The organism is Chitinophaga hostae (assembly GCF_018224885.1).
Lineage (GTDB): Bacteria > Bacteroidota > Bacteroidia > Chitinophagales > Chitinophagaceae > Chitinophaga > Chitinophaga hostae.
The window spans coordinates 145,630-166,623 of record NZ_JAGTXB010000005.1 but is presented as its reverse complement, the minus strand read 5'-3'; the positions used below and the strand labels follow the sequence as shown (position 1 = coordinate 166,623).

The following is a 20,994-nucleotide window of genomic DNA, read 5'->3' as shown; positions in this document are numbered from 1 at the left end:
AATCATCTCTAAATATTATCAACTATGAAATCGATTAGCATTCCCACTTATATCATTAATCTCAAAAACCGGTCGGACCGGAGAGCCCACATCCTGCAAGAGTTTGAAGGACGGGACGAATTTAATGCTACTATTATTGACGCACACCGGCATGAAATCGGCTCTATTGGCCTATGGAATACAATAAAGGTAATCGTAACACAGGCATTGGAACAGGAACATGATTATATCCTGATTTGCGAAGATGATCACCTGTTCACAGCAGCCTATTCAAAAGAAACATTGCAACTCGCAATATCCGAAGCGATCTCCTTCGACGCTGATATACTCTCCGGTGGTGTGAGCTGGCATGGAGACGGAGTAGCCATATCTGATACTTTATTCTGGGTAAAGAAGTTTTCCGGTACCCAGTTCATCATCGTCTTCAAAAAATTCTTCCAGCCTATTCTTAATGCTGCTTTCACGCCTGCCGATACCGCAGATACCAAAATAACAGATTGTTCAGATCGCGTTTACTTCATTCACCCGTTCATTTCTGTTCAAAAAGAATTCGGCTATTCAGATGCAACAGACAAAAATAACGGAACCGACAGAGTGGAACAATTGTTTACGCAAAGCGCAGCCGGGGCTGAAATAAACAGAAGTATACGTTCCTTCTATAAAACACCTTTAGCGCCAGAATCCGTGTCTGACGAACAAGAGGAGGAAGATGCCACTATTCCTGTCTATATTATGAATCTCCCGGAGAGAACCGAACGACGCGAACATATACTCCAACAATTTGAAGGCAGGCTCGAATTTGATGTCACCCTGGTAAATGCCTGCAAACATGAAATAGGCGCATTTGGACACTGGCAGAGTATCCAAAAAATTATTCAACTAGCTATTAACAACGACGATGATGTCATCATTATTTGTGAGGATGACCATGAATTTACACCCGCTTATTCCAGGGAAATATTGTTTAAAAGTATCTATACCGCTTACCAACAGGGCTGCGACTATTGTTCTGGAGGAGCAGGAAAATTTGATATCGCCGTTCCGATTACCAATAATTTATTCTGGACTAACCACTGTCTATCTACTCAATTCATTATCGTTTTTCGGAAATTCTTTCAAAAAATACTGGATGCCAAATTTGATGAAACTATTATTGGTGATATCATACTTTCTGAAATGACCGGTAATAAGATGATCATCTTCCCTTATATATCTACCCAAAAAGATTTTGGTTATTCTGACATTACGGCCTTTCATAATTCAGTAGAAGGAATAGTACAGTTTATGTTTGCGGTAAGCGAAGACCGGCTGATAACAATGAACAAAATTTTCGTCTCCCATCATAATCAGCTAAAAAACATGCTATCTGATACAGCAGCAACGGTTTTAGTAAAATGATAGTCATAAATCTACAGGGAGGCTTAGGCAATCAAATGTTCCAATATTCATTTGGCAAGTATTTGTCTACCCTTCTCCAACAGGAACTACTTGTAAACTGCCAGGTGTATATAAATGGAGGAAGTAACCGAAATTATACCCTCGATATATTTAATTTATCCGTCCAACGGATAGGCAGTAAAGAGATGGTATATGAAAGAATGAAAGACCAGGAGCTGCCTATTATACATTTGAAAGAAAAGCATTTCCACTATGATACAGCTTTAATTAAACCACTGAAAAAATATGCACTGAATATTCCTGAAAAAGAAGAATTTCATGTAATGATCTCCGGCTTCTGGCAGTCGTGTAAATACTTTCAAGGCATTGAATCCGTATTGTCCAATGATTTTACTTTTCGTAACCCCTTACATGGGAAGTGGAAAACATTGGAAGAACAAATCACGCGCAGACAGTCAGTGATGCTAAATGTGAGAAGAGGTGACTATCTGGAGAAGTTGGATTTTCATGGTGTAGTAGACATAGATTACATCAACCGGGCCATTAAAACAATCAGGCAACAACTGTCGCGTCCATTTTTCTATGTGTTCTCCGATGACATCCCCTGGTGCAAAGAACATATTAAAGACAAGCATCTCTTTTTTGTGGATGAATCTTACTATGACCCGGCGTTTCAATACTATTTACAGCTAATGACCCGATGCAAACATTTCATTATCCCCAATAGTTCATTTGGCTGGTGGGCAGCCTGGATGGCGAGGAATAAACGCAAAATGGTCATTGCGCCTAAAAAGTGGTTTGCCACCCCTATCCTTAATACCAAAGACCTGCTACCAAAGACCTGGATTAAATTATAGACCTGCTCTCTGGCTTAAACCTTTATACCCTTATGACACTGAACTATCTGATATTATTTCATAAAAACTTCGGGCAGCTGATATTATTAATTGATCAATTATCTTTTGAGCATGCCCGCTTTTTTGTGCATATCGATATGAAATATGAACTGCTGCCGGATGAACTGCGACAACTGGAAAACACGCCATCCGTCACCATACTGGAAGACCGGGTAAACATCAAATGGGGTGGGTTCAGTATGATTACAGCCACGCTTTCCCTGATCAAATCCGTTATGGCGATAAAGGGGGACGGCGAGGATTACCTGATTTTACTGAGTGCGCAAGACTTTCCACTGAAAAACAATTTAACGATCTACCAACATTTTCTGCAACATCGCAATAAGGTATTTATAGACCATTTCACCATACCTTATAATGGTTGGGCAATGGATGGAGGCCTTGACCGTTTACACTTCTACTGGTTTATGGACGAAGTGGGTCAGGAAGAGGCTTTCCGGCTTTACATGGCGCAGAAAGCTGTGGGTATGGTAAGAAAGCAGTTAGATCTTAATTATTATGGAGGATCACAATGGTGGAGTTTAAACAGGGCCTGCGCGCACTACATCCTTGACTATTGTGAAATGAATCCCTCATTCATTGATTTTTTCCGGCATGTTTTTGTTGCTGACGAAACTTTATTTCAAACATTACTTCAAAATTCACCGTACAGGGAGCATATTGTCAATGACAATCTGCTATTGATGGATTGGGCATCCGGTCCGGAATACCCCAAAACATTCAGTATAGCAGACATAGATGAATTATTAAACTCACCTAAATTATTTGCCAGAAAATTTGATATTACAAAAGACAGAGCGGTGCTTTACTCACTTGCTCATCAGGAGCACCACGTTGCTGATTAAGAGATATGGCTTATATCTTAATCCACTCCTTTAACAATAAAACATCCATTGGAATAGGCGCATTAAACCATGTTTGGGGCGAAACAACTATTTTCTTTTCATTATTATTTAGCCAGGCTCCCCACCAGCTAAAAGTACTGTTTGCGATGATGTTATGCTTGCAGAGACTCATTAGTTGCATATCTCTGTAGCTATAACTGCCAACATTGTTGTTAACAAACACCATATTTTCTTCCTTTATTTCTTTTTCGGCCCATTCCGGATCATCAGAGAAAACAAAGAACTGTGGGTTTTCCACCTGTGCTTTAATCACACTGATTGCCTGGAGATAGTAATCTATCCCCAGATTCCTATGGAATGTAGAGGCAAGATAATCACCTCTTCTGATATGTATACTTACTGCATTGGAGGATGAAATGGCGTGTGCTATTTCTTTATTTTCCTGCTCACTATCAGGTATGGGCGGAAATCTAAAGTAATAGGCCACTTCCGTTCTCCATTCCGAAAAATAATTTATGTTTTGCCAATATCCGTTAAAGAATACATTGTCTAATAAAGATAAGTACTGATTATAGGTAAATTCGGTTTCTTTTGATTCCTGGTATATTAGCCTGTTCTCCCTGAGTACATAGTGAGATCTTCCATTTTCTCTTTTTGCTTTTTTTAGAAAGAAAAAAAAGTCCCTCCGTCCTGCAATGGCTATATCGATGTGCTGGAATATCCTGGACAGTTCAAACCCATTACGGGATTGATATTGTACGTAAAAAGAAGTATCCAGTTTTACGTGCTTTTTAGCCAGAATATATTTAATCGCAAATGCAAATTGAAACATTTGATTGCCAAGTCCTTCTTTTATTTTAACGACTATCATGCTGTATAGTACTCAATGGTTATCAATGAAGCGACGCGGATTTCCTATCAATGCGTGGCATACGGGTATTCAGGCATGCTAAATAGCGTCGGGATGTTTTCTTATCTCTTTGGTCAACATTTTTTTTATTGTAAGCATAAACAACTATCGCAACCCTACCACCAACCAAATATAAGCTGTCAGACCAGCTTATGCAACCCATACTGATGATTTATTTTATCATGGCAACTATTTCGCGACAGGGGTATTCTCCCAAGTTTTCAACTTGATCCAAGGATACAGTAAATTAAAAAATGTTACTGTATCCTTTTATGTATCCTTTCAGATTCGTTTGATGTAGTTTACCTTAATATCCCAAAAGCAGAAAAGCCGCTTAAATCCTACGATTCAAGCGGCTTTAACTTCCTTTGATATTCTTGTTGTGATCCCCTTGGGACTCGAACCCAAGACCCATACATTAAAAGTGTATTGCTCTACCAACTGAGCTAGGGAATCGTTTCATTTAATGGGAGTGCAAAAGTAGGAATTAATTCCATACTTCCAAATTTTTTGAAAAAATTTTTATAACTCCAATGCATACACGCTAATCATTCGCGTATCTTCACAGCTATGAAAACGCCAAAAGAAACACCCGCGAAAACACCAAAGGCTGTAAAAAAAGCTGCCTCTAAAACAGCCGCCATACCAAAGGCCCCCCCAAAGAACTCGCCACACTCACCTTTCAAACCCAGCAGCAATGGGAACAATGGTTGCATGCCAACCATACCCAAACTGATGGCGTATGGCTCCGCATGTATAAAAAAAGTACCGGCACCCCTTCTATCAACTATGCACAGGCGCTGGATGAAGCGCTTTGCTATGGCTGGATAGATGGCATGTCCAAGTCCCTGGATGAAGCATCTTTTATACAGAAATTTACGCCTCGCCGCGCAAAAAGCATCTGGTCGGTGAGAAATACCAAACATATTGAACGCCTTACCGCTGCCGGGAAAATGAGGCCTGCGGGTATACAACAGGTGGAAGCCGCCAAAGCGGATGGACGTTGGGAAAATGCCTATGCCGGCTCCAGCGAAGCGGCCATACCGGATGATTTTATGGCGGCACTGAAAAAAAACAAAAAGGCAAAGGCTTTCTTTGATACCCTCAACAAACAAAATTTATTTGCCATTTATTTCCGGCTGCAGAGTGCCAAAAAACCGGAAACAAGAGCAAAGCGTATCGCTACCTTTATTGCGATGCTGGAGAAAAACGAAAAGTTTTTTTAACCAGGCTGCTCAAAAAAAGAACAGCCTGGCTGGTAAAATGTTATATCATACCATTAGGATGAGGCATTACCGCGGGAATGACCTGGACTACCCGCCAATGTTCTGCCAGCAGGTGATTTTTTGCCCGGAAGATGTCATACACTACCATGTTTACACCGTTTCGCTCAGCGGAACATTGCACCATCACAAAGTTGCCTTCTCCCAAAATCCGGTGAACGGTCAGTTGGTCAAATAAACCAGGGCTGGTATATAACGGGTCATGGCTCACGAAATCCGGCGCCAGCAAGGCGGCATCAGGCTGCCGGTAAAATGCGGCCACCAGTTGCTTATTTTCCACGGTCTGTGCCAGATCTTCTATAGTTGTTGCGCCATGCGTTATATTAACCTCTCCCGGCTGCTCCTGGGTGGCATCCCAGTGTTCAGCCAGCTTCCCTCCTTCTAAGCGATAAAGATCCACAACGGCCATTTTTTTGCCCATAAAGGCAACATCCATATGTATCATTACAAAATGACCGTCTTCGATACTGCGTACCACCGGAGAAGTGGCAGGTGCCGGCGCCGCCGGCATTTTCTTCAGTTGTTGCAGCGCTTCCTGCAAGCCCGTTTTCCCGTCTTTCACCAGCGGGCTGTGCTGGATATAACTGTCATGCACATAGGTGTCTGTTACATCAGGATTACGCGCTCCGATGAGTTGTTTCAATGCGGCCAGTACAATGGCCTTATTATTTGCTGGTATCATGTAGTACGTGTTTGAAGGGCAAAAGGTTGCCCACAGCGCATTGCGCCGGAAAAAATTAAATTGCTTGCCGGGGAAAATCAGTGAAAGGAAAGCCTGTTCCCTTTCAGGGAAGGCGGATTTTTGGCAATCCGGTATAGATATGTGGAGATAATGATGATGCCGTAAACATACGGTTTTCTGTGGAATGCAACCGGTTTCTTTTCAAAAAGCACAAAAAAACGCGCCCGGACACCGGGCGCGCTATAGTTTCAAAAATTCAATATCATTTAACCCATAGCATTGCTGTACATACCATCTGTTTCCGTTTTGGCCTTGCGCATATAATTACGCATGGTTTTCGCCGATTCCCGGATGGTATCCTTGGCATTATCCAATAGGTTTTCTCCCTGATGGCGTTTCTTCATATACAATAAAACCAGGGATGCTGCTGTACCAACGGCTGCTGCCGCAAATAATATCTTTTTCATATACCAGGTTTTAGTCTGGAAACAGGAATCCAATAGTCATGCCAACAGCGGCACACACAGCCTTAATAAATTTCCTTGCCAAACGGGGTAAAGCTAAGGCTCATCAGCTTAAAATGCTGACGTGCAAAAGGAATCCCGATAATAGTGATAGCCAGCAGCAAACCAAATCCCAGATGCGTTAAAGCTATCCAGATACCGCCCAGGAAGATCCAGATGATGTTAAAAATGGTCGACAAACACCCGGTTTGTCCCGGTACCTCTCTTACCTGCCTGCCAAAAGGCAACAGTGTAAAGAAACCTATCTTGAAGCATTGCAGGCCGAAAGGAATACCAATAATAGTAACGCATAGCAGCAAACCGCTGACCATATACTGCAGAAATGTGACGAAACCCCCAAAGATGAGCCACAGGATATTACCGATTAAATTCATGGCCTAAATTTAACGGATAAAGGATATCCGGGGCTTATTTTTTTCAGAAAAATATCATGCTGTTGTTGTATCTTCTGTAGCAAGAGCAGATTTAATCCTTTTTCGCTAAACATTTGGATAACACAGGTGTTTTAATAAAGTGGACAACGTAGGATTATCCCTTTCCGATCAGTGAAGAAATATACCTGTAATCGTAGATAGATTGTCGAAGCAAATCAACCGTAATGAACATATAAGCCAATCGCACGCATTCATTCAGTTATGGCGCTAATTATTTATCAACCTCTAAACAATCAAGTATGTGGAAATTTCTACATTCCTGCAAACGCAGGGTCATTTCTCTGTACCTGCTTCTCGTCTGCTGCAGTTCAGTATTCGCTCAAAACATTAAAGTCTCCGGTAAAGTCACCTCCCCCAACAAGGAACCGATTCCCGGCGTATCCATACTGCTGAAAGGCAGCCAGACAGGCGCCATTACAGATGCACTGGGTATTTATACCATCAGCGTACCCGCAAACGGCGTTCTTATCTTTAATGCGATCGGCTTCCTCCGGCAGGAAGTCCCGGTCAATAACCAAACCGTCATCAACGTGACTGTTACAGAAGATAATAAACAACTCGGTGAAGTGGTGGTAACAGCGCTGGGTATTACCAAAGCCAAGAAGAGCCTGGGATACTCCGCAACTGAAATAAAAGGCGCCGACCTCGCCGTCACCAATGAAGTAAACCCGGTAAATGCCCTCCAGGGAAAAGTAGCCGGCGTACAAATAGACCAGGGCGCGGGCGGCCTCTTTGGAAGCTCCAAAATAGTGATCCGTGGTAACTCCACCCTGCGTAACAATAACCAACCCATCTTCGTCATCGACGGGGTGATCGTTGAAAACAATACGTTTGGCGGTACAGGACGCGACTTTGGTAACGACCTGAAAAATCTTAACATGGAAGATTTTGAATCCGTTACGGTATTGAAAGGATCTGCCGCCGCCGCCCTTTATGGCTCCCGCTCTATCAACGGCGTTATCCTCATCACCACCAAAAAAGGACGCGAAAGAAAAGGTTTAGGCATTAACGTTAGTCAAACGTTCAACGTGTTTAAACCCTATTCCGGCCCCGACTTCCAGAACGAGTTTGGCGGCGGAACCGTTGGCGACTTCTTTACAGATGCCCGCGATCCAAACTATGGCCCCACCAACAGGTGGAGAACCAAAATATTCCCGGTTGATCCGAATACCGGCAAACCTTATATCGACAGACAAATAGGCCGCGAGCTGGAAAACTGGGGGCCCCGCTTCACCGGACAGGATGTGACCAACTACGACGGCACACCCACCAAATATGTAGCCCAGCCCAATAACTTCCTGGATGCCTTTCAAACCGGTCACGGCTCCGCCACCAACGTGGCACTCGACGGCGGTAACGAACGCTCCACTTTCCGGGTATCCTATACCCGCGATCAAAGCGATGGCGTTGTTGCCAAAAACAGCATGCTCAAAAACAGTATAGACGCACGCGTTACACATGTCATTAACAAATGGCTCAGTGCCGACGTAGGCGCCAACTACACCGACTTCTCCGGTACCAACCCGCCACGCCTTGGCGGTCTCGATGCCTTCGCTTCCTATAACTTTGGTAAACTGTTTACCTGGCTGCTGCCCCGTAACTACGATACCAAATACTGGATGCAGAAAGATAAATATACCAGCATATTCGGGGGCACCCCCAATCTTTCGGATCCGAATGAACCTAATAAAGCACCCGAATCCCGCTTCTGGTTCAACTTATTCGAAAACACCTACCTCCAGAATGAACAAACCATCCGCGGTCGTGTAGCCCTCACCGCTACCATCAACCCCTGGATAAAACTGATCCTGGAGGCAAGCGTTAACAACCTGTATACCCGTATCGAAAATAAAGAACTGGGCCAGAACCCCGGGTTTGCCGGTGGATTATATGGCATCGGACATACCAGCAAAGAAAGCTACTTCCTGAAATGGATGGCCATGATCAACAAACCACTCACCAAAGACCTGGACCTCAGCGGATACATTGGCGGTGAAACACAACGGTTGCAAACCTCCTATAATTACGATGAAACCGACGGCGGATTAAGCTATCCCGGTAATTACTTCCTCTCCAATTCCGTCAATAAGCCCAAAGCAACGGGCGGACTGAGATCGAGAAAAGCGATGAACTCCCTTTATGCCAGCGCCGACCTGGCCTGGAAAAACCAGTTGTTCCTCCAGGGTACCTTCCGAGGCGACTGGTCCTCCGCACTGGCATATAGCAATGGTACCGGTAACTTCTTTTATACCTATCCATCCGTCAGTCTTTCCTGGCTGTTTTCCGAAACATTCAAACTGCCGGCATGGATTTCCTATGGTAAGTTAAGAGGTAACATCGCCTGGTTAGGTAACGATACCGATCCATTTACCATCAACCCCGGGTTTGCGTTTAACGGCTATACCCAATCCAATGGCTTAGATCTGCCTATCTCTACCTATAGTGGTTATAAGGATCCGGTGACCGGAAAAATCATCGCACTCCAGCCCAACCTGCAATCAGAAAGGAAAATTGCTAAAGAGGTGGGAGCAGAAATGCGCTTCCTTGAAAACAGGATAGGCTTCGATGTATCCCTTTACCAGGATAATACGAAAAGACAGATCCTCGATATTGCTACCCCGCCGGAATCCGGACTGCAGGGCATTATCATCAATGCCGGTAATATCCAGAACCGCGGTATTGAAGTGATGATCGACGGTACCCCCATCAAAACAAAACACTTTGAGTGGAGCACCAACCTGAACTATTCCCGCAATAAAAATATGATCGTAGACCTGGCAACCGGCAGAACAGAATATGACCTGGGAGCCAATATCGGGGAAATCAGTACCTGGGCAGTAGTAGGTAAATCCTACGGTACCCTGCGTACCCTCATCCACTCCAAAACCTACCAGGCTACAGACGCCAACGGCAAACCCATTGATGATCCCAACAATGGCAAACCCGAACTCGCATGGCGCTCCGATGCACGTACAGGCTTCCCCGTACGCAGCAATACCCTGCAGGATGTAGGAGATATTAATGCTAAGTTCCGCGCAGGATGGGGCAATACTTTCCGCTATAAGAACTTTTCATTGAATGTATTACTCGATGGTAAATTCGGCGGCGACTTCGTACTGCTCACCTACCGTTACGGCACCCACACCGGCGTATTCCCCAATACACTGGCAGGAAGGGATGCTGACCACGGCGGTATTACCTGGACAAGTGCCTACGATCAGCAAACCTACGATGATGGCCTCATCCCGGATGGTGTATTTGCCAAAGGACAAATGATCACACAGCCCAATGGCACACAGGTGAATGTAGGTGGCATGACCTACCAACAGGCCTACGAGAAAGGATATGTTGAACCCAGCCATGCACCACAGTTCTACTATCGTTACGGCTCCTCTTCTACCGGCGTCGCCGATTACTGGATCAAGAAAAATTCATGGATCTCGCTGCGGCAGGTATCCTTGTCTTACCAGTTTTCACCCCAGCTCTGTAAGAAAATGATGCTCAACAATCTCAGCGTGGCAATTGTAGGACGCGATCTTTTATACCTGTACAATTCCCTGCCTTATAACTACAACCCTGCCTCCAACAACTCCAACAACACCGCATTTTCCGGTGAAGAAGGATTTTTGCCGATGATTCGCTCTATCGCAGGCACTATAAAGGTGGGTTTCTAGGTAAAATTGTACTTACTAAAAACAACAATTATGAAAAACAGCGTAAACCGATATATAAAATACAGCCTCCTGGCAGCATTGCTGGGCATTGCTTCCTGTTCAAAGAATTTTGGCGACATCAACACCGATCCCAGTCTCGTAACCAAACCGGATGTTAAATTCCTCCTTACCTACTCCCAGGATAAGATCGTTACCTACCAGGGAACCGAATGGGTATGGGAAAGCATGGAACAACTGATGCGCTTTACGCAATCAGTAACTTCCAGTCCGTATGAAATTACCGGGAATGTGAATACCCGGTACAATAATTATTACCTGCAAATTCTGCCCAATTTGTTTGAAATAAGGAAACAGGCAGATGAAATGACCAACAAAGACCAGTTCCAGCGGATCAAAGCAGTGACCTACATTTTACAGGTGCTGCATGGTATCAAGGTAACGGATATGAATGGCTCCATTCCTTATTCACAGGCAATTGAAGGACGCTATCAAACCATGTACAGCCCGGTGTTTGACGAACAACCCGCACTCATGGACAACTGGCTTTCTCAACTGGACAACGCCATCAAAGCACTGACGGATAACTCACAGCCCGAGCAGATCGGATACGGAAAGTCGGATATTTTTTATCAGAGCGACTGGGTAAAATGGGTAAAACTTGCCAATACCCTGAAGCTCAGAATAGCCGCCAGACTGGAAAATGCAGATAATGCCAAATGCAGAACCATCTTCCAGCAGGTGCTGAAAGATCCTACAGGCCCCATCAGCGGCGATGATTCCCAGGTGAAATATCTGAACAGCACTTATGCGCCATTTGGCAGCAGCGGCGATATAGACTACCGCAGCCGTCGTTATGCGACCACTTCTGTTATGACATTCCTTAAAAAAAGTAATGATCCCCGCCTGCCGATATACTATGAAAAAAATGACCTGGTAGGAGGTTATAAGGATAGTCTGACGAAATACAGCGTCACACTTCCGGCGTTTATCAATCCGGCAGATCCGCTGATCATGTTCCAGGGAGGCCCCGCCGACTGGACCACCAATCCAACCGTGGCAGCTTACATCAGCAATCCTTTTAATATTGGTCCCATCACCAAATACAACCTGATATCAGCCATCAACCGCAAATTCTTTTCACCGAAACTCAATAATGCCACCGGCAATTTCATGGATGTTCCGGTCACCTACGCGGAAACCTGCTTTTATATGGCTGAATTCATACAGAAAGGATATGCAGGGGGCATAGACACAAAAGGTACCGCGGAAGAATGGTACAATAAAGGGATCTCCTCTTCCATTCAAACCAATAATGCCATCGCCATCGCAGCCGTTTCCACCACCGGTTACAGCGGCGACGGCTCCACCGAAATTGGTAATTATCTGAAAAATCCCAACGTAAAATTTAATGGTGTCAACAACCTGGAACGCATCTATATACAGGAGTACCTGAGTTTTTACCGGCAGGCCAATGAAGCATTTGTTTTTTGCAGACGCACAGGCTACCCCAAACTCACTTCCACCTATTACGCCAGGGAAACTTTTAACGAATTAATCCCCCGCCGCTTCTGGCTGCTGGACCCGGGAGAAGTAAACCGCGCCAACTGGAGTGCAGCCATGCAACAACAGGGCTTTACACCAAATGCACAGGATGTACCAACCCTGAGTTCACAAAGAATATGGTACGATAAAAACGCACCTGATTTTGGAAAAGGGCAGTAATTGGGACGCAGCAGGCTATCGGAGCGAGTTTTTGTTTTGCCCAGGATTAGACTGATTTTGATGATTTAAAGGATTTTTTTCTCGTGATTATGTTTTGATTTAAAAGATTAAGGGAGATAGACGCGAATATCCGCTTCTATCTCCCTTAATCTTTTAAAATCAAAAACGAAAAAATCCTTTAAATCATCAAAATCAGTCTAATCCTGGGCAAGACAAAAACCCGCTCCGATAGCCCGCTGCCTATAGCAGCTGCACCCGGATCGTCTCCTTACCATTCCAGTTTTGAGCGGTTACTACTTTTCCCTTATCCGTTACCGTTACTTTCAACTGCTTTCCCACACGCTTCACAGCTATATCCATATCGGCGCCAAATGCGCGGATATGGCGCAGCGCCATCTGGTTCCAGGTAGCCGGTAACCGGGGACACATCTCAAAACTGCGCAGCCCCGTGGGCGCCATTCCAAAAAGTCCTTCTGTAATCACCCGGCAATACAACCCGCTTTCTGCGGAAAGATGCCGCTCTCCTCCTTCCGGCCACGCTTCTACCGGGTAAGGTACGTGTTCTCCCAGCAAACGCTGACCGGTATAATAAGCCAGGTATTTTAAAGTGGTGTCGGTAGCGCCGGCAAAAAATAGTCCGCGGAACGCATACAGGGTAGAACGATCCCAGAACGTGTGATCCCCTGCAGCAGTAAGGATGCCGTTCTGTGTCCAGAGGTAAGGCGATAATAATGCCTTCATGGTAGCGTCCCTGCGTTCGTTGATACCCATTACCAGCGGCAAACAAATCCAGGAACGCAGCACTGTATTCTCTTCATAATAACGATAGGTGTCAAAGCCTTGTACTGTATGTCCGAAAAAACGCTCTATATCGGCGCCCAGCTGTTTGGCGCGGCGGTTATACAACGCGGCGGTATCTTTATCTCCCAGCGCGGTTGCCAGGAAAGCGGCGCCCTGGTAGGCGCCGTATGCCAGCGCATTCGTAGAAAGATTAGCCTTGCCCGCCGGAAAACGTCCTTCCAATTCGTCGGCATCAGAGTTGATAATGCCATCGGGGCGCTTATGTAGTTCCAGGTATTGCAGGCACCAGTTGATCAATGGATACAGCTGTCTTGCGGTAGCAGTATCGCCGGAAGCCAGCGCAAAACGCGCCGCTCCATAGGCAATCATGGCCTGATCGCCGCGATCGCCGGCACCGTTCCAGTATCCATCTCCCTCAGCAATAATAGAACTGGGGATAGGCTTGTATGCGGCATTCATATAACCGGCAAACAAGCGGAAACTGTTGATGGCCGATTCATTGCCGGCAGCATTACCCAGGAAAGGAAAAAACGGGTTCACATACTCCGCCTGATCATTGGCCCAGATGGCAGCGTAGTACGCTCCGCCACCCGGACCATGCATCAGGCCTGCTTTGGTGTCATAAATACTTTCTGCAGCCCGCACCTTGGCAAAGGCAAAACCCCGGTTGATCGTATCATTGGGGGTTTCCAGCACCAGGTCCTGCATCAGCTCTTTTACAAAAGCCACCCTGCGGGTAAGCTCATATGCCGGCGAAAAATAATAGGCCGGTGTACTGATTTTACGTGCAGTATAAATAATGCCCAGTGTATGTTTTTGTCCCGGCGCCAGCTCAAAGCTGCCATAGCCGGTTACTTCCGAACGGATTATGTATTCCCCGTATACCCCTTTGTCCGCCGCGGTATGCCGCTCCACTACCAAACTATCGATCCGTATGCGGCAGGTGCGGGAGCCATTGTTTACCAGCTCCCTGGTTTGTATAAACCCGGCCTTATCGACCGATGGAAATAATATATCCGTTACCGTTATTGGCGTGTTGCTGCGGGAATGTATACGCAGAAAACCTTTCAGGTAAAAATTCGCCGGTACAGTCTTCAGTGCAATACCATCCGCCATTATCGACGGCAGCTCTGTACCGTCAAAATCCGTTTTCAGACTGGCATGCGTGTTATTCGGAATGGTACGCAGCATCGGGAATACGAGCTGCTTTTTCAGTAGCAACTCCTGCGCTGCATTGACGCCATAGGTAATGATGCCGGAAAGCTGCTTACCGCTCATTTCAATATGGTCGGTATGCGGACTGCCTCCCTGCACCGTCCACCGGATGCCGCCATCCGTAGCCATCGCCCAGCGGGGCGACTGTGCCGTAGCGTAAAAAGACATTCCGAACCAGCATACTGCTGAAAATAAAACTTTGATGGTATTCATATTGTTGTAGCGTTGTATTGTTTTTCCTCTCGCCGGCAGCATGTTCCTGGCAAACAGGATCAACCTGTTGTTAAACAGTTCAAATAAAGTGGAAGATTGTTTTTCTTTTTCTTGTTCCTGTAGCTCAGCACGCAGTTGTTCAGTCATGTAGCAGGGAAGTTTCATGCACTTCCGCAGTGAAATTAGCAGATAGAAAAATAAATTTAATGCAGATATTAACCTGTTTTAAAAGAATATTAGCTATTCCTTCTTAAAATCCTTTATTTCCAGTTAGCTTCACCCCTGAATCGTTCCTGCTATACCGGTATTACGCTTATGAATTTCACCATACCTTATAGGAAGCAGGCAGCTTTTACAAAAACGCCCGGATCAGTTCCACACTAACGATAGCCGGCAATATTCGATGATCATTTACCTGAACAGTGATTGGGTGCATGCCGATGGCGGGCAGCTGGCTGTTTACCACGAAGGTGGTGACGCGCAGCAGATAGATCCGGGCCGCGGCAAGACTGCTTTTTTAAAAGCAGTGAGCTGGAGCATGAAGTGTTACTCACGAAGCCCAGGATGAGCATCAGCGCTAACGCAATAAATGATGCTTAAAATGGCCGGCAACAGATGTCGGGCCATTGTATTTTTATATATATTATATTAATACATAATATTAATATTAATACACAATCATAAATTTTGAAGTTATGAAATGTTATATGGGATTATTATTATAACTATTTATTTATCAATCAATTGTCAATATTAATTACTTATTTAAGTAACACATTACAATAAAATATATCTACATTTAAAATCAACAATTAACGTGAATTCATAGTCATTTTGTAAAAAATAAATGAATTAAGTAAATTATTCTTCTACTTTTATACCTAAGTATACTGATCGATCAACCAAAAAAGTACTTAAGTACATTAATTCATTTCTAATTACTTATTTTATGAATTTGTCCGCTACTTTCGCTATCGCATTATCTACTTTTTCCATTATTGCAAAAGCCGAAAACGATCCTCCCAAAAAGAAAAAGAGGGGCAGCTACCTGATTGAGCTGCCAGCCTCTTTAAATACCAGTACCGACAGTGCTAAAACAATTTCTTTTTTCCAGGACCCTGCCGCATTTAAACCAACTATCCAGGTGGGCGCTATTGTTCACATGTTTGCATCGGGCGAACAAAGCGGCTTTGGTGCTCCATCCAACAATAAATCGTCAAAAGACTGGAACAAGGGCTTCTCCGTATATCGTGCGAGGGTACTGGTGGGCGGGCAGTTAACCAAAAAGGCCAGCTTCTTTATGGAAACAGAAATTCCTTCCCCTATTGGTATACAGTCTAACGGCGAAAAAAATGTAAAGGTATCGCCCATTATACTGGACGCACAACTGGAATATACTTTCTCCAATGCCTTTGAACTGGTGGCCGGCATGCAGCTTGTATCCAACAACCGTAATGGTTTGCAGGGCGCCGCCGGGTTAATGGCCAACGACTTTACCTATTTCCAGTATCCCTATAACCTTTTTGCCAACAGTCCCCTGCAGGGAAATTTTGGCCGCGACCTCGGTATCAATGCCCGGGGCTTCCTGGCCAACGACAAACTCGAATACCGGCTTGGGGTATTTACCGGCCGCAATATAGATGGCGGCGCTCCTCTCCGTACGGTGGGCCGTGTAGCTTATAATTTCCTTGATGCGGAAAAAGATTATTACTACGCAGGCACCAAACTGGGCAAAGGCAAAACGCTCGCCTGGGCCGCAGGTGTGGATGCACAGGCTAACTACTACAACTTCAGCACAGATGCCTTCTTCGATCACCCGCTGGGTAACGCAGGATCGGTCACCGTAAATGCGGCATTCCAGTATATGTCGGGCGGCACCAACCTGGATTCGAAATATTCTTTCGCCACGCTTATTCCCAAACAAACCGTTCAGTTCCTCGAACTGGGTTACTACTTTAAAAAGTCAAAGCTGCAACCCTGGATCAGGTACGAAAACCAGGATGTAAGCGCCGATGCCGCTCAAGCCGGCACCGTTAAGTTATCTTCTTTCGATAAAAGTAACTCCAGCAGCGTCATGGGCGGCGGGTTAAACTACTTTTTCAATGGAACCGGTACCAATCTCCGGCTCTCGTACACCACCCGCACGTATAATGTAGCCGCAGCTACCGCCGACGAATACACGAAAAAGACCTATGGCCAGGTATGGCTCCAGGCACAGTTCTTTATTTTCTGATTACATCACCATTCATCTTCTTCCATAAAATATGATACGCATGAGAAACATTTTCCTGAAACAATTGCCCGCACTGCTACTGGGCGCTACGGCACTCTTTTCTTCCTGTAACAATGGCACTTCAAAAGCTGGCAGCAGTGATTCCACCGCAACCAAAGAAACGGTTAAAATAGGCGTACTCCACTCTCTCAGCGGTACCATGGCCATCTCCGAAGTATCCCTGAAAGATGCGGTACAAATGGCGGTAGATGAAATCAATGCTAAAGGCGGCGTACTCGGTAAACAAATTGAACCCGTGATCGTAGACCCGGCTTCCGACTGGGACCTTTTCGCTGAAAAAGCAAAAGAACTCCTCATCGATAAAAAGGTATCCGCCGTATTCGGTTGCTGGACTTCCGTTTCCCGCAAATCCGTGTTGCCGGTATTTGAACAGAACAACGGCCTCCTTTTTTACCCTGTACAATATGAAGGAGAAGAATGTTCCAACAGTGTTATCTATACCGGCGCCACCCCCAATCAGCAGCTAATTCCCGCTGCCGAATACCTGATGAGCGAAAAAGGCGGCGGCTATAAAAAATTCTACCTGCTGGGAACAGATTATGTCTTTCCCCGCACCGCCAACAAAATCCTGAAAGCATTCCTGCTCTCCAAAGGCATCCCAAAAGAAAATATCATTGAAGAATATACGCCGTTCCATCACCAGGATTACCAAACCATCATCTCTAAAGTAAAACGCTTTGCGGCAGATGGTAAAGCCTGTATCCTGTCTACCATCAACGGCGACTCCAATGTACCCTTCTATAAAGAATTTGCCAACCAGGGGCTTTCTTCCGCTACCTGCCCTATCATGGCTTTTTCTGTAGCAGAAGATGAACTCCGTTCTATGGACACCGAATTCCTGGTAGGGCACCTCGCGGCCTGGAACTACTTCCAGTCGAACGATTTACCCGAAAACAAAAAATTCGTAGCCGACTTCAAAGCCTTCTGTACTAAAAAAGGCCTGCCGGGCGGCGACAAAAGAGTGACCGACGACCCTATCTGCTGGGCATATACCGGCGTATACCTTTGGGCCAAAGCAGCGGAAAAAGCCGGCTCGTTCGACGTATCAAAAGTTCGCAACGCCTTATACGGACTGGATTTCCCCTCTCCCGACGGTCTCGTGAAAATGGATCCAAGAAATCATCACCTGGCTAAACCCGTGGTAATTGGTGAAATAAAACCCGACGGACAATTTGATATCATCTGGAAATCTGCCGGCCTCGTGGATCCGCAGCCATGGTCGCCTTTAACATCTCCTGACAAAGACTGTGACTGGGTAAACCATAACGGTACCTACGCAAAAAAATAATTCTTGCATGGATAACAGACAGGCTATTTCCAACCTTTCAACTATGACACGATGAAAATTTCCTTTACACCCCGGTGGATACTGTTGATTTGCCTGCTGCTTGCCCGGCTGGCCGGTACTGCGCAGGACAGCGCCTCCATCTATACAGCACAGCTGCTGCAACCATCTGCCGACTCCGTGCGCACACATGCCATTGGCAGACTGGCCGCCCTCCGCATTCCGGCCACCTTCCCTTTGCTGATGGCGATCAATGATAAAAAGCTGTACCTGCTGGATCAGAAGGCGGTTACTATCGACAGTAAACCCAGCGGAGAAGGAACTTACCGGCTTTACACCCTTTACCCGGAAAATACATTGATGAAAAACAGCAGCGGGCAACCGCTGCTGTTTCCTCTCTCAGCATTACAGGCTGTAGATATTCCCCGCGGCGACCGGCTGCAACTGGCGGGTATCGCCTCCCTGCTCAACCTGTACAGCAATGATGCACAAAAACGTATCCTCGCTTATACACAGCTGAAGAATACCGGCGACAGCAGCGCACAACAGCTGCTGCAGGACGCACTTGCCAGGGAAACAAATACAGATGCAAGCCGTACCGGCAAAGATGTACTCTATGCCGCTAAACTACACGGCGCCACCAACGCTGCTAACGCCAAAGCATATATCGACAGTATCACCGATAACTGGAGCGACAACGCCCCCGTGCTGCTGAGGTCCTACGCAAAGAGCGGATTTTTTAACCAGGAAGTAGCTACCTATGCCGCGGAGAAAGCCGCGAGCCTTGAGAAACGCTACGACGGTCTCCAACGCATTCAGAACTTCTTCAGCGGATTAAGCCTGGGCAGCATCCTGATACTCATTGCTCTCGGACTTTCTATTGTATACGGACTGGCGGGCATCATTAACATGGCACATGGAGAGTTTATGATGATAGGCGCTTACACTACCTATTGCACACAACTCTTCTTTACAAACGTATTGGGTATCCCGCAAACAGATTTTTTCTTCATTGCTGCACTCCCCATTTCATTTGTGGTGGCCGGCGCACTTGGGTTATTGCTGGAAAGACTCGTGATCCGGCATTTATACGCCAAACCATTGGAAAGCCTGCTGGCCACCTGGGGCGTAAGCCTGATTCTTATACAAACAGCCCGCCTGCTTTTTGGCGACCTCACCGCCGTTAAAACACCCCTGTTGCTGACAGGTGGCTGGCAGGTATCGCCACACCTTACTTTGCCCTACAACCGTTTGTTCATTATCGCGCTTACACTGGTAATGGTATTGCTTACATACGCCATGCTGTACAGAAGCCGGCTGGGGTTGCAAATCAGGGCAGTTACACAAAACCGGCAAATGAGCGCCTGTTTGGGTATTGAAACCCGGCGGATTGCTGCGGTGACTTTTTTTATTGGCTCAGGACTCGCCGGACTGGCGGGTTGTGCCATCACTTTAGTCGGGAACGTAGTTCCGGACATGGGACAAACCTACATCGTTGACTCCTTTCTTGTAGTGGTAACAGGGGGCGTGGGCAAACTGGCAGGCACAATTTTGTCGGGCCTTGGCATCGGCTTTTTCACCAAAGTGCTGGAAGCCTTCTTCCAGGCAGTATACGGCAAAGTGTTCATTCTTGTGTTTATTATGCTGTTTATGCAATATAAACCCAAAGGTTTATTTCCTGACAAAGGCCGCATTGCGGAAGACTAAAAACCAGGCATATGAAAACGAAAAACAATCCACTCTACTATATTTTATTCATCGCCATTTTTGCGATCCTGTTGCCGGCAGGATATATGTCCGGCCTCATTTCTGTCAACACCATCTCGGTATGGGGGCGCTATTTTTGTTTTGCCATTGCAGCCCTGGGAATAGACCTGATATGGGGTTACACCGGTATTCTTTCTATGTGCCAGGCTTTCTTCTTTTGCCTGGGCAGCTATGGCATTGCCATGCATTTGCTGTTGAAAAAAACAATGGCGACCGGAGCTGTGCTGCCGGATTTTATGGCCTGGAATAAGATAGAAACGTTGCCGCTATTCTGGCAACCTTTTCAGTCGTTCGGCTGGACGCTGCTCCTTTGCTTACTGGTACCGGCGCTGATCGCCTTCGCTGCAGGCTTTGTATTATTCAGAAGCCGCATCAAAGGCGTATACATGGCAATCATCACCCAGGCGCTGACGCTGGCCATGTGGCTGCTTTTTCTCCGGAATGAAACCAACCTGGGTGGCACCAACGGGTTGACAGATTTTAAAACACTGTTGGGTTATGACCTGTCTTCATCTTCCGTAAAACTCGGACTATACATGATTTCCTTTACCATGTTGTGCGCTGCTTACTTCGGTTGCTACCGTATCACGCATTCCAAGTTCGGTAAAGTACTGCAGGCAATCCGCGACAGCGAGTCGCGCATCAGTTATGCCGCCTATAAAGTAGTGGATTACAAACTGGCTATTTTCGTAGTGGCGGCACTGTTAGCTGCTGTTGGCGGTATGTTGTACCTGCCGCAAACAGGCATCATTACCCCGGGGCGTATGGATGTAAAAGCATCTGTGGAAATGGTGATGTGGGTGGCGTTGGGCGGCCGGGGCAACCTGAAAGGTGCAGTGATAGGCGCTTTACTGGTAAACTTCCTCTACAGCGTTTGCACCAGTTTATTCCCCGACTCCTGGCTGTTTATACTGGGCTTTCTTTTCGTGATCACCGTACTTTATTTTGATAAAGGATTTATGGGATTGGCAAACAGCATCAAACAACGGTTCAGTACCGGTTCTTTTAAAACATCTCAAACCCCGCTCTGA

The 20,994-nt window shown here is 45.9% G+C and carries 16 protein-coding genes, 1 tRNA gene and 1 pseudogene; 12 read left to right on the top strand and 6 right to left on the bottom strand.

The window, feature by feature from the left end; genetic code table 11:
• Positions 1–24 precede the first annotated feature (24 nt).
• From KE626_RS12555 to KE626_RS12545, 3 genes are read left to right on the top strand one after another with little or no spacing between them, the layout of a single operon-like run.
• A complete protein-coding gene (locus KE626_RS12555; RefSeq protein WP_211973251.1) occupies positions 25–1,398 on the top strand; it encodes a glycosyltransferase family 25 protein in 1,374 nt (457 codons plus the stop codon).
• Entirely contained in the window at positions 1,395–2,255 is an 861-nt protein-coding gene (locus tag KE626_RS12550; RefSeq protein WP_346344396.1) for an alpha-1,2-fucosyltransferase, read from the top strand. Before KE626_RS12555 ends, KE626_RS12550 begins: the two co-directional genes overlap by 4 nt.
• Positions 2,256–2,287: 32 nt before the next feature.
• A complete protein-coding gene (locus tag KE626_RS12545) occupies positions 2,288–3,160 on the top strand; it encodes a beta-1,6-N-acetylglucosaminyltransferase (RefSeq protein WP_211973249.1) in 873 nt (290 codons plus the stop codon).
• 10 nt (positions 3,161–3,170) lie between these two features.
• Here the strand turns inward: KE626_RS12545 and KE626_RS12540 are convergent, their stop codons facing one another.
• Both KE626_RS12540 and KE626_RS12535 read right to left on the bottom strand, forming a co-directional pair.
• Positions 3,171–4,031 carry an alpha-1,2-fucosyltransferase gene (locus KE626_RS12540; RefSeq protein ID WP_211973248.1) on the bottom strand — a complete coding sequence of 287 codons (861 nt, stop codon included), beginning with the start codon at positions 4,029–4,031 and terminating at the stop codon, positions 3,171–3,173.
• Positions 4,032–4,453: 422 nt separating this feature from the next.
• Positions 4,454–4,526 (bottom strand) — tRNA-Lys (locus KE626_RS12535).
• Positions 4,527–4,759: 233 nt separating this feature from the next.
• Between KE626_RS12535 and KE626_RS35240 the strand changes: the two are divergent.
• Together KE626_RS35240 and KE626_RS35235 are read left to right on the top strand one after the other, a co-directional pair.
• A pseudogene (locus tag KE626_RS35240) lies at positions 4,760–5,032 on the top strand (YdeI/OmpD-associated family protein); the annotation flags it as partial.
• Positions 5,024–5,296 carry a YdeI/OmpD-associated family protein gene (locus KE626_RS35235; protein ID WP_487249709.1) on the top strand — a complete coding sequence of 91 codons (273 nt, stop codon included), beginning with the start codon at positions 5,024–5,026 and terminating at the stop codon, positions 5,294–5,296. The pseudogene KE626_RS35240 and the gene KE626_RS35235, both read left to right, overlap by 9 nt.
• Before the next feature lie 40 nt (positions 5,297–5,336).
• Here the strand turns inward: KE626_RS35235 and KE626_RS12525 are convergent, their stop codons facing one another.
• The 3 genes from KE626_RS12525 to KE626_RS12515 all read right to left on the bottom strand — a co-directional run bounded on the left by KE626_RS12525 (position 5,337) and on the right by KE626_RS12515 (position 6,933).
• Positions 5,337–6,035, bottom strand: a complete 699-nt coding sequence (locus KE626_RS12525; RefSeq protein ID WP_211973247.1) for a nuclear transport factor 2 family protein — start codon at positions 6,033–6,035, stop codon at positions 5,337–5,339.
• A 266-nt stretch (positions 6,036–6,301) separates the two neighbouring features.
• Positions 6,302–6,502, bottom strand: a complete 201-nt coding sequence (locus tag KE626_RS12520; protein ID WP_211973246.1) for a hypothetical protein — start codon at positions 6,500–6,502, stop codon at positions 6,302–6,304.
• A gap of 62 nt (positions 6,503–6,564) precedes the next feature.
• Positions 6,565–6,933, bottom strand: a complete 369-nt coding sequence (locus tag KE626_RS12515; RefSeq protein WP_211973245.1) for a YccF domain-containing protein — start codon at positions 6,931–6,933, stop codon at positions 6,565–6,567.
• 299 nt (positions 6,934–7,232) lie between these two features.
• Between KE626_RS12515 and KE626_RS12510 the strand changes: the two genes are divergently transcribed.
• Both KE626_RS12510 and KE626_RS12505 read left to right on the top strand, forming a co-directional pair.
• Positions 7,233–10,667: a SusC/RagA family TonB-linked outer membrane protein gene (locus KE626_RS12510; protein WP_211973244.1), complete on the top strand. Its 3,435-nt coding sequence runs from the start codon at positions 7,233–7,235 to the stop codon at positions 10,665–10,667.
• Positions 10,668–10,697: 30 nt separating this feature from the next.
• Complete coding sequence (locus KE626_RS12505) at positions 10,698–12,389, top strand: SusD/RagB family nutrient-binding outer membrane lipoprotein (protein ID WP_211973243.1); 1,692 nt, start codon at positions 10,698–10,700, stop codon at positions 12,387–12,389.
• Positions 12,390–12,629: 240 nt separating this feature from the next.
• Here the strand turns inward: KE626_RS12505 and KE626_RS12500 are convergent, their stop codons facing one another.
• A complete protein-coding gene (locus tag KE626_RS12500; protein WP_211973242.1) occupies positions 12,630–14,765 on the bottom strand; it encodes a glucosidase family protein in 2,136 nt (711 codons plus the stop codon).
• 172 nt (positions 14,766–14,937) lie between these two features.
• Between KE626_RS12500 and KE626_RS35185 the strand changes: the two genes are divergently transcribed.
• The 5 genes from KE626_RS35185 (at position 14,938) to urtC (ending at position 20,994) form a co-directional block, all read left to right on the top strand.
• Positions 14,938–15,186 carry a 2OG-Fe(II) oxygenase gene (locus KE626_RS35185; protein WP_211973476.1) on the top strand — a complete coding sequence of 83 codons (249 nt, stop codon included), beginning with the start codon at positions 14,938–14,940 and terminating at the stop codon, positions 15,184–15,186.
• A 381-nt stretch (positions 15,187–15,567) separates the two neighbouring features.
• Positions 15,568–16,851, top strand: coding sequence for a porin family protein (locus tag KE626_RS12490; protein WP_211973241.1), 1,284 nt, complete (start codon positions 15,568–15,570; stop codon positions 16,849–16,851).
• 40 nt (positions 16,852–16,891) lie between these two features.
• Positions 16,892–18,199 (top strand): urea ABC transporter substrate-binding protein, encoded by a 1,308-nt coding sequence (gene urtA, locus KE626_RS12485; protein WP_211973240.1) that lies wholly within the window; start codon positions 16,892–16,894, stop codon positions 18,197–18,199.
• A 51-nt stretch (positions 18,200–18,250) separates the two neighbouring features.
• A complete protein-coding gene (gene urtB / locus KE626_RS12480) occupies positions 18,251–19,903 on the top strand; it encodes an urea ABC transporter permease subunit UrtB (RefSeq protein WP_211973239.1) in 1,653 nt (550 codons plus the stop codon).
• Between the two features lie 11 nt (positions 19,904–19,914).
• Entirely contained in the window at positions 19,915–20,994 is a 1,080-nt protein-coding gene (gene urtC, locus KE626_RS12475; RefSeq protein ID WP_211973238.1) for an urea ABC transporter permease subunit UrtC, read from the top strand.

Bases quoted from the DNA above. Each gene is read 5' to 3' on its own strand.
- KE626_RS12555 (WP_211973251.1), top strand. From the start codon at position 25: ATGAAATCGATTAGCATTCCCACTTATATCATTAATCTCAAAAACCGG.
- KE626_RS12550 (WP_346344396.1), top strand. From the start codon at position 1,395: ATGATAGTCATAAATCTACAGGGAGGCTTAGGCAATCAAATGTTCCAA.
- KE626_RS12545 (WP_211973249.1), top strand. From the start codon at position 2,288: ATGACACTGAACTATCTGATATTATTTCATAAAAACTTCGGGCAGCTG.
- KE626_RS12540 (WP_211973248.1), bottom strand. From the start codon at position 4,031: ATGATAGTCGTTAAAATAAAAGAAGGACTTGGCAATCAAATGTTTCAA.
- KE626_RS35235 (WP_487249709.1), top strand. From the start codon at position 5,024: ATGAGGCCTGCGGGTATACAACAGGTGGAAGCCGCCAAAGCGGATGGA.
- KE626_RS12525 (WP_211973247.1), bottom strand. From the start codon at position 6,035: ATGATACCAGCAAATAATAAGGCCATTGTACTGGCCGCATTGAAACAA.
- KE626_RS12520 (WP_211973246.1), bottom strand. From the start codon at position 6,502: ATGAAAAAGATATTATTTGCGGCAGCAGCCGTTGGTACAGCAGCATCC.
- KE626_RS12515 (WP_211973245.1), bottom strand. From the start codon at position 6,933: ATGAATTTAATCGGTAATATCCTGTGGCTCATCTTTGGGGGTTTCGTC.
- KE626_RS12510 (WP_211973244.1), top strand. From the start codon at position 7,233: ATGTGGAAATTTCTACATTCCTGCAAACGCAGGGTCATTTCTCTGTAC.
- KE626_RS12505 (WP_211973243.1), top strand. From the start codon at position 10,698: ATGAAAAACAGCGTAAACCGATATATAAAATACAGCCTCCTGGCAGCA.
- KE626_RS12500 (WP_211973242.1), bottom strand. From the start codon at position 14,765: ATGACTGAACAACTGCGTGCTGAGCTACAGGAACAAGAAAAAGAAAAA.
- KE626_RS12490 (WP_211973241.1), top strand. From the start codon at position 15,568: ATGAATTTGTCCGCTACTTTCGCTATCGCATTATCTACTTTTTCCATT.
- urtA (WP_211973240.1), top strand. From the start codon at position 16,892: ATGAGAAACATTTTCCTGAAACAATTGCCCGCACTGCTACTGGGCGCT.
- urtB (WP_211973239.1), top strand. From the start codon at position 18,251: ATGAAAATTTCCTTTACACCCCGGTGGATACTGTTGATTTGCCTGCTG.
- urtC (WP_211973238.1), top strand. From the start codon at position 19,915: ATGAAAACGAAAAACAATCCACTCTACTATATTTTATTCATCGCCATT.